This is a genomic window from Rhodanobacter sp. OK091, from assembly GCF_900142825.1.
Taxonomy (GTDB): Bacteria; Pseudomonadota; Gammaproteobacteria; order Xanthomonadales; family Rhodanobacteraceae; genus Rhodanobacter.
This window is the reverse complement of record NZ_FRCH01000002.1, coordinates 1,169,901-1,177,882: the sequence shown is the minus strand read 5'-3', so window position 1 is coordinate 1,177,882 and position 7,982 is coordinate 1,169,901. Positions and strand designations below refer to the sequence as shown.

Annotated in this window: 10 protein-coding genes; 9 read left to right on the top strand and 1 reads right to left on the bottom strand. The window is 62.2% G+C overall.

Features of this window, described 5'->3' with window-relative positions; all coding sequences use genetic code 11:
• The coding region (locus BUA26_RS20620) for a hypothetical protein (RefSeq protein ID WP_218587833.1) at positions 1-235 on the top strand (235 nt) is incomplete at its 5' end.
• Positions 236-430: 195 nt separating this feature from the next.
• On the opposite strand, the gene BUA26_RS14670 is transcribed toward BUA26_RS20620, so the two are convergent.
• Positions 431-1,381 (bottom strand): LysR family transcriptional regulator, encoded by a 951-nt coding sequence (locus tag BUA26_RS14670; protein ID WP_255368370.1) that lies wholly within the window; start codon positions 1,379-1,381, stop codon positions 431-433.
• A 98-nt stretch (positions 1,382-1,479) separates the two neighbouring features.
• On the opposite strand from BUA26_RS14670, the gene BUA26_RS14665 reads away from it, so the two are divergent.
• From BUA26_RS14665 to BUA26_RS14630, 8 genes are all read left to right on the top strand, one after another.
• A complete protein-coding gene (locus BUA26_RS14665) occupies positions 1,480-2,214 on the top strand; it encodes an SDR family NAD(P)-dependent oxidoreductase (protein ID WP_072761636.1) in 735 nt (244 codons plus the stop codon).
• A gap of 74 nt (positions 2,215-2,288) precedes the next feature.
• A complete protein-coding gene (locus BUA26_RS14660; protein WP_072761514.1) occupies positions 2,289-2,891 on the top strand; it encodes an NADPH-dependent F420 reductase in 603 nt (200 codons plus the stop codon).
• 91 nt (positions 2,892-2,982) lie between these two features.
• A complete protein-coding gene (locus tag BUA26_RS14655) occupies positions 2,983-3,741 on the top strand; it encodes an oxidoreductase (protein WP_072761513.1) in 759 nt (252 codons plus the stop codon).
• A 271-nt stretch (positions 3,742-4,012) separates the two neighbouring features.
• Entirely contained in the window at positions 4,013-4,723 is a 711-nt protein-coding gene (locus BUA26_RS14650; RefSeq protein WP_072761512.1) for a YceI family protein, read from the top strand.
• Positions 4,724-5,017: 294 nt separating this feature from the next.
• Positions 5,018-5,329, top strand: a complete 312-nt coding sequence (locus BUA26_RS14645) for a putative quinol monooxygenase (protein WP_072761511.1) — start codon at positions 5,018-5,020, stop codon at positions 5,327-5,329.
• Between the two features lie 53 nt (positions 5,330-5,382).
• Positions 5,383-5,688, top strand: a complete 306-nt coding sequence (locus tag BUA26_RS14640; protein ID WP_218587832.1) for an EthD family reductase — start codon at positions 5,383-5,385, stop codon at positions 5,686-5,688.
• A 113-nt stretch (positions 5,689-5,801) separates the two neighbouring features.
• The gene (locus tag BUA26_RS14635) at positions 5,802-6,695 is read left to right on the top strand and encodes an alpha/beta fold hydrolase (protein WP_072761510.1); all 894 of its coding nucleotides are present in this window, start codon (positions 5,802-5,804) and stop codon (positions 6,693-6,695) included.
• Complete coding sequence (locus BUA26_RS14630; RefSeq protein WP_072761509.1) at positions 6,692-7,549, top strand: sigma-70 family RNA polymerase sigma factor; 858 nt, start codon at positions 6,692-6,694, stop codon at positions 7,547-7,549. The genes BUA26_RS14635 and BUA26_RS14630 overlap by 4 nt, the downstream gene beginning before the upstream one ends.
• Positions 7,550-7,982 lie beyond the last annotated feature (433 nt).

Below are 7,982 nucleotides of genomic sequence, written 5' to 3'. Positions count from 1 at the left end.
GGAAATACTTGGTATTGCAGCGCGGCAATCATGGGCGTTCTGTCATCCAAAAGATCTATCGAAAGGCGGCTGCGAACTGCATGCGGCACTCATGAGAGATGAATGGGTGGTCATCGCCTCTCCCAAATTGCGGGGGCGCGACGGGATCTATAACTGCTGCGCACCGGACTCTGATCATTTCTTCTACTTCTCGCGTACTGGTGCGTTCCTCAGAGAGGATGCGGGCGCCCCATAACACGCACCGAAACGTCGGCTTTTGGCCGATGCTTGCCCTTGCGAGCCCGACGGCGAGCGCGCGAGCTGCAGCGGGCAGAGACCGACCCTGAGCGGTCACAGTTCATCCCCTGAAAGCAGACTGCCGTTGATCTACTTTGCGGACGTTGGTCCATGAGCTGTAAGCGATGTGGGCTGTTACTCGCGCACGGGGCCTTCAGGCTTTTGCGCCTTTACCTGAGGGGTGCCGCCTGGCTTCCTTTGGGGTGCACTGAGGTTTGCCAAGAAGCTCGACCAGCCGCGATTCGCATGGGGAGAGGTCATAACCCCGTCGTTGCGAGATCACGAACGTGAGCGGACCGAGGTGCCAAGCGCGGCGTTCAAGTTCGACGAGCTCTCCACTCGCCAGATCCTCGCCGATGAGATGTCGCGGCAAGTGCCCCCAGCCGAGACCGGCCTTGAGAAAATCACGCTTGGCGCCGAGATCATTGACCAGCCACAGGCGCTTGCCGGCAACTCCCTGTTGGGTCTTTTCCGCTTCCGGCTGGTTGTCCGTAACGACGATCTGAACATGTCGGCCAAACTCGTCCACCGGTATGGGTTTCGGTGCCGAAGCGAGCGGATGGGATGGCGCACATACCGTCACCATCTTCGCCTCGCACAGCCAGCGGCGTTCCATGGCATCCGGGTTCACCTCCGGCACGTTCTCGATCGTGACGGCCAGCGCACATACCTTTTCGAGCACCAGTCTCTCGCCGCCTTGCATGGTCGTGATTCGCAGGTTGATCGCCGCGGTGGGGAACTCCGCTTGCAGCGTCTGCAAACCGTCGATCAGGTGGGCGCGCGGGAAGTAGACATCGATCGCCACCGAAAGCTGGGGCGCCCCGGCTCTGACGATGGAGCCGGCGCGGGTCTTCATTTCTTCCGTGCGTGAGATGACCGCCCGCGCGTCCGGCAAGAGGCTGCGCCCCGCCGCGGTGAGCTGCGCCTTGCGGGTGTTGCGATCGAACAACTCGACATCGAATGCGCCTTCCAGCGCCTTGATCGCGTGGCTGATGGCCGACTGCGCGCGACTGAGTTTCCGCGCCGCACCAGAGAAGCTTCCCTGATCGCATACCGCAACGAACGAACGCAGCTGGTTGATGGTGACGTTGTCTAGCATGTACATCCATAAAATAGATCGTATTAAGCGATATTTCGTCAATTGTCTTGATGTGTCAACGGGTCCATCCTCGTTTCGACTTTCGACAATCGCGGATGCATGACATGAACAGACTCAACGGAAAGACCGCCGTGATCACCGGTGGTGCTACCGGCATTGGCCTCGCTGCAGCAAAGCGCTTTATCGAGGAGGGCGCCTTCGTCTTCATTTTCGGCCGCCGGCAGGAAGCACTCGACGCTGCTGTGGCCGACCTCGGGCCGAATGCCCGCGCGGTGAAGGGCTCAGTCTCCGATCTGGCCGATCTCGACCGACTCTACGCGGCGGTAAAGGCCGAGCGCGGAACCCTCGACATCGTCTTTGCCAATGCCGGGGCGGGAAGCCAGCTTCCGCTCGGCACGATCACCGCCGAGCACATTGACGAAACCTTCGACACCAACGTGAAGGGTGCGATCTTCACGGTCCAGCAGGCGTTGCCGCTGATGGGCGAGGGCGGTTCGATCATCCTGACCGGATCGAGCGCCGGCACCACGGGCGCCCCGGGAATGAGCGCCTACAGCGCGAGCAAAGCGGCAGTGCGCAACCTTGCGCGAACCTGGGCGCAGGACCTGAAGGGCACCGGCATCCGGGTAAACGTGCTGTCGCCCGGGGCGACGGCGACCGAACTGGCGAAGGAAGCGCTAGGCGAGGAGGGCCAGAAAATCTTCGCCTCGATGACTCCGCTCCAGCGCATGGCCGATCCAGCGGAGATCGGAGCCGTGGCTGCCTTTCTCGCGTCGTCGGACAGCAGCTTCATGACCGCCAGCGAAGTCGCCGTCGACGGTGGTCTGGCGCAAATCTGACGAGCTACGCGCCGCCAGGCGCTCCATTCGATTGTTCGGAGCGCCGTAGGGCGTGCCATACCCAAGGAAAAACTATGAGCTACGCAATTATCGGCTTCGGCAATATCGGCCAGGCCCTGGCCAAGGCGTTTGCCCGTAACGGCATCGAAGTATCCGTTGCAACCACGCGCGACCCGGAAAGCTTTGCATCCGCCGCGGCCGCGATCGGACCCACGATCATTCCCAAAAAGCTGGCGGAAGCGGTCAAGGCGGACATTGTCTTTTTGGCCGTCCGTTTCGAGTCGCACCAGGATGTCGCGAAGGCGCTGCCCACTTGGAAGGGCAAGACGATCATCGACGCGATGAACACGTTTGCCGATCCGGTCGAAGAGCTCTCCGGTCTTCCGTCCTCTGCCTTCGTTGCCAAGGCCTTCCCCGGCGCCAAGCTCGTGAAGGGATTCAATCACCTGCTTGCCGGCACCCTTGCCGAAGATCCGAACGTCAAGGGCGACCGCCGGGTGGTATTCCTCTCGAGCGACGAAGAAGGCGCGGCAGAGACGGTGGCGGCACTCGCCGGACAACTCGGTTTCGCGCCCGTCAATCTCGGAAAACTCAGGGAAGGTGGCGCGCTTGTACAGGCGCGGGGCAGGAGCTGGGGGCCTCTGATCTTCCAGGATCTGTTCAAGAAAGAGCCGTGAGCGACGCACGGCGATCGCAGCCAGATCGTGATCGCCCTGTAGCGCGAATCACGACTCCGGAAACATCAACCCATCTGCGAGGAGACATCTCATGTCCAACAAACTCGATCTCTCGAATGAACTCATCGGCCGCCGTGCCCTGGTCACCGGAGGCTCGCGCGGCATCGGTGCGGCCATCGCACAGCGCCTTCTCGATGCCGGCGCCAAAGTCGTCGTTGCTGCGCGTACGCCCAGCAACGATATTCCCGCGGGAGCAACGTTGGTCGCCGGCGACGTCAGCTCGAACGAAGGCGTGGAGGCGATCGCGACGAAGACGCTCGCAGTGCTCGGCGGCCTCGACATTCTCGTGAACAACGCGGGCGGTGCGAGCGCGTTTCTGGAAGGGTCATGGACGATCCCCGACAAGGAGTGGCACGACAGCATCGCGCTCAACCTCTTCGCCGCGATCCGCCTGACGAACGCCGTCCTCCCGGCGCTCCGGGCATCGACGGCCGCGGCCGTGGTGAACATCTCTTCGGCGGCCGCGACGATGCCGTTCGGTCCCTTTGCGCACTATGGGGCCGCCAAGGCGGCGCTGAACTACTACTCGCGTACGCTTGCCATGGAACTCGCACCGAGCGGCATCCGTGTGAACGTCGTGTCGCCCGGCGTCATCGCGACGCCAGGCTCCGAAGAGTTTGCCAAGACGACTCCGGGATTTTCCACTGACGCTTGGCTACGGAATATTCCGCTGGGCCGCATTGGCGCCACCGAAGACATCGCTGAGGTCGTCGCACTGCTCGTGTCGGAGCGCGGGAAGTTCCTGACCGGCGTGAATTACGGTGTCGATGGCGGAATGACGGCGCGCTGACAAATGCCGGGCAACCGCCCCATGCCAAAATTGCCTGAACCCGCATCGAAATCGACTATCGACGGTTATCGAGGCCAGGTTCATTTGCTGACGTGAGAAAGTGAACCTGACTTCGATCTTCGTGTCGATTTGGCCATCAGTCGTTCGTTGCATGGTTGGAGGAGTACGCAGATGAGACGTACGACGCCGGGAACCGACATGCGAACAGGAGCGGCAACCACCCGTTGGCGACCCTGATCGAGACACTTCAACTCCTACGGAATGACTTGCCATGAATAACACCATCCAAACCGTTTCGCGGCGCCTTGCCGTCACCGCGGTGGTTGCCTTGCTTGGCGTGTATGGCGCCATGTCCCGCGCGGCCGACACGCCTGCGCCGCCTGCCATGCCGCCTGTGAAGGCGCCACCCGCGGGCGTGTACCAGATCGACAAGGCCCACGCGAGCCTGCAACTTCGTGTCAGCCATATGGGATTCTCGACTTACACCACGCGGTTCAGCCGCTTCGATGCGACATTGACGTTCGACCCCAACAACCTGCCTGCCTCCAAGCTGGTGGCGACCGTCGACGCGGCGTCGTTGGAAATGGATGCGGCGCCGAAGATGTGTGTGGATATCGTGCAGGGACCGCAGTTCCTCGATACCAAGAAGTTTTCCAAGATCGTCTTCCGCTCGGAAAGAGTCCGCATGACCGGCGCCAAATCGTTCGAGATCGCGGGTACCTTGGATCTGCACGGCGTCACGCGCCCCCTGGTGCTGACCGGCACCTACAACGGAGGGTATGCCGGCATCGCCGGCATGGATCCTCACGCGCGCATCGGATTCTCGGCGCATGGCACCTTCAAGCGCTCGGATTTCGGCATGGGCTACGGCGTACCCGCGCCGGGCACCACCATGGGTGTGGGCGACCCGATCGACGTGTCCATCGAGGTCGAGTTCAGTGGGCCGTCGTTGGCGACGGCTGACGGCAAGTCGCACTCATAGACAGGAAGTGCCCCGTTGACGGTGGTGGCGCAAGGTCACCGGCAAGGGGCAGGGCGTGGACGAGCTGCGCAAGATGCTCGCCACCTGCTTCGCCCGCGGCCCGCGCGCCTGATCGCCCGTCGCTCCCGGCAGCATGCCGCAGGAAAAGCCCCGCCTCGCGGGGCTTTTCTTTTGCACGCAGCCACTCGGCAAGGCTCGCCCCTTCGGGATGAATTTAAAAAAATCTTCTGCGTCGCGATCCGTTTAGGCCTTTCGTATCGTCCTTGGTGTGTCCCAAACACCAGGAGAGATGCCATGTCCGATGAATCCGTTATCTTGATCAACCTGCTGAAGGTCAAACCGGGAAAGCAGGATGCGCTGATCGCGCTCTTGCAGCACAACACCGACACCGTGATCCGCACGCTTCAGGGCTGGAAGACGACCCGGCTGATCGCGGCCGGGGACGGCGCCGGCGTCGTCATCTACTCCGAGTGGGAGAACGCCGCAGCCGTCGAGGCGATGCGCAGCGATCCGCGCATGCAGGCCTGTTTCCCCAAGGTCATGGAGTTGGCGAGCCTGGACTCGATCATGGGCTCGGCCGTGTTGAGCGAAACCCGGCGCGGGTGAACACAAGCAAGTCGGCGTCACACAACCCACAAAGGAGAGCCGCCATGGCTCGGATGGTAGTGATCTACCGGACACCGAAGAACGTCGAGGCCTTCGACCGACATTACTTCGACATCCACGTGCCTCTCGCCAAGAAGATTCCGGGCCTGAGGAAATACGAGGTCAGCGACGGCCCCATCGCGACGCCGGTGGGACCCTCCGACGTTTATCGGATCGGCACACTGTATTTCGACGACCTTGCGGCGATCGAAAAGGCGTTTGCCAGCGTGGAGGGACAAGCTGCCGGGGCGGATCGCCGACTTTTTGCGCCGGATGACTCGGGTGTTCAGATGTTCCTTTTCGACAACAGGGACGTTTGAACCCCGCCCCCCCGGTTCGTCCCGGTGGGCGAGGAGGCGAAGGGCGGCGACATGGCGGGCGGCCGCTTGTACGGCTCGTGAAGATCGTAAAATCAAACAAAAGGGATTCAGCAATGTCGGCAACCAAAGCAGCTTTTGTCCTGGTCCACGGCGGTTGGCACAACCATTCGGCGTGGGACAGGGTGACGCCACTACTTGAAGCCGACGGCTTCGCGGCGTTGACGCTCGACCTTCCTGGCGCGGGGGTAAATGCGATAGCACCCACGTCGCTCGGTCTTCGCCCGTTCGACCCCGTGGCGTTCGCCACCGAGCGCTCACCCATCGCCGGCGTGACGCAGGAGCAGCGGACGCAGGCGGTGGTCGCGTTGGTAAAAGAAGCGGCGTCGCGCAGCGGTGGCAAGGTCATCCTGGTCGGGCACTCGGCCGGCGGGATGACGATTTCGGCGGTCGCCGAGCAGGTTCCGAACCTGCTTCTCGCGGTCGTCTATCTTGCCGGGTTCCTGATGCCGAACGGCCTGCCGTTGCTCGCGATGCTCCAGCATGAATCCCTGTCTTCGGCGCTGGCGCCCGGGCTGTTCGTGGGCGACCCCATCGCCATCGGCGCGACAAGGATCCATGCCGGATCAACCGACGAAGCCTATAGAGCTCTGCTCAAGGCGTCGTTTTATGCCGACGTGTCGGAGGCCGACTTCGCACATGCGGCCTCGCAACTTCATTGCGACGAATCCAACGCCGGCGCTCTGGCCCCATCGGACATCACGCCGGGAAGATTTGGCACGGTGCCGCGGCACTACATCCGCTGCACGCAGGATCGCGCGATTCCGTTGACCGGCCAGGATCACATGATTGCGACGGTTGACCGTGCCATGGGCGGCAAGACAACGACCCACACCCTGGAAAGCAGCCACTCGCCCTTCCTGTCGCAACCGGCCAAGCTGGCGAGGGTGCTCATCGACATCGGTGTCCAATCCCTGGCGGAGCAGAGTGCGGAGGCGCTCGATACATGAACACGGACGCCTTCGAGGATGGTCTGAAAGCGCTGCGGCCACGCCTTCATCGCTATTGCGCGCGCATGACCGGATCGGCGGTCAGTGGCGAGGATGTATTGCAGGATGCCCTGGTCAAGGCCCTTCACGCGCGAGCCGAGGGCACCGAGGTGGATAACCTCGAGGGCTGGCTGTTTCGCATCGCCCACAACGCGAGCCTCGATTTCCTGCGCGAGAAGTCTCGGAACACGTTCGTAGCGCTCACCGACGACATCGAAGCGGCGCCGATACCTGAGGCGGATATCGTCGCGGTCAGCTTTCAGACGTTTCTGCGGCTGCCCGAACTTCAACGCTGCGCGGTGATCCTCAAGGATGTTCTGGGCCACTCGGTCGACGAGATCGCAAGCATCGCCGGGTGCTCGCCCGCCGCCGCCAAATCGGCGCTTCAACGCGGGCGCGTTGCGCTGCGGCAACTTGCGCAGGCGCCCGAAGACATTCGGCTGCCGCTGATGTCCGATGCGGGCCGGCGGAAGATCGCCGCTTATGTGCATCTGTTTCAGAGCGGCGATTTCGACGCCATCCGCGCCATGCTCGCCGACGACGTGAAGCTCGATCTGGTGAACCGGCTGCAGTGGGAAGGGCGCGGCAAGATCAGTCTCTATTTCACGCGCTATGCGGAAGTGACGAAATGGCGGTTCGCCCTCGGCGCGGTGGAAGGACAGCCAGCCATGCTGGTCTTCGACAGCACCGGCTCGATGGAAAGGCCGGCGCATTTTGTCCTGATCGACTGGTCGGAAAACCAAATCGTCGCGATCCGGGATTTCCTGTACGCGCCTTATGTGCTCGAAGCCATCGAGTGGGCGCGGTTGGGCTGAAAGCTCGTGGTCGAGTTCCAGCCCGACCCACGGAAAGGTCAGCCGTCTGCAGCCGTGATAAGGATGCTCTGATTTTGCCCGTCATCCCGGAATCGCGAAGCGATATCCGGGACCCAGCGCCTTTGTGTATCAACCTGTTACATGAAAGACACTGGGTTCCCGCTTTCGCGGGAATGACGAAAATAGAGGTTAATCAGAGCATTCCTAAACCGCCTGAAAAGCGCCGCCACGATGAGGTAGGTTCGCCGACGACCACGCTGCCAGGGAGAACGGGCGGAACAAGTGACTGAAGTGCGGCCGGCTGACGGAAGTACCGGTACGCTGGATCCGCCTATGCATCCGATGGTTAGTCGGACCCAGCGCGGATAAGCTCTACATGGACCGAGACCTTACGCGCGGACTCTCGCGCGTGATCAGGGATGTATAACTGGAC

Coding starts and splice junctions, on each gene's coding strand:
- BUA26_RS14650 (WP_072761512.1), top strand. CDS start 4,013: ATGAATAACACCATCCAAACCGTTTCGCGGCGCCTTGCCGTCACCGCG.
- BUA26_RS14630 (WP_072761509.1), top strand. CDS start 6,692: ATGAACACGGACGCCTTCGAGGATGGTCTGAAAGCGCTGCGGCCACGC.
- BUA26_RS14645 (WP_072761511.1), top strand. CDS start 5,018: ATGTCCGATGAATCCGTTATCTTGATCAACCTGCTGAAGGTCAAACCG.
- BUA26_RS14655 (WP_072761513.1), top strand. CDS start 2,983: ATGTCCAACAAACTCGATCTCTCGAATGAACTCATCGGCCGCCGTGCC.
- BUA26_RS14635 (WP_072761510.1), top strand. CDS start 5,802: ATGTCGGCAACCAAAGCAGCTTTTGTCCTGGTCCACGGCGGTTGGCAC.
- BUA26_RS14640 (WP_218587832.1), top strand. CDS start 5,383: ATGGTAGTGATCTACCGGACACCGAAGAACGTCGAGGCCTTCGACCGA.
- BUA26_RS14665 (WP_072761636.1), top strand. CDS start 1,480: ATGAACAGACTCAACGGAAAGACCGCCGTGATCACCGGTGGTGCTACC.
- BUA26_RS14660 (WP_072761514.1), top strand. CDS start 2,289: ATGAGCTACGCAATTATCGGCTTCGGCAATATCGGCCAGGCCCTGGCC.
- BUA26_RS14670 (WP_255368370.1), bottom strand. CDS start 1,381: ATGTACATGCTAGACAACGTCACCATCAACCAGCTGCGTTCGTTCGTT.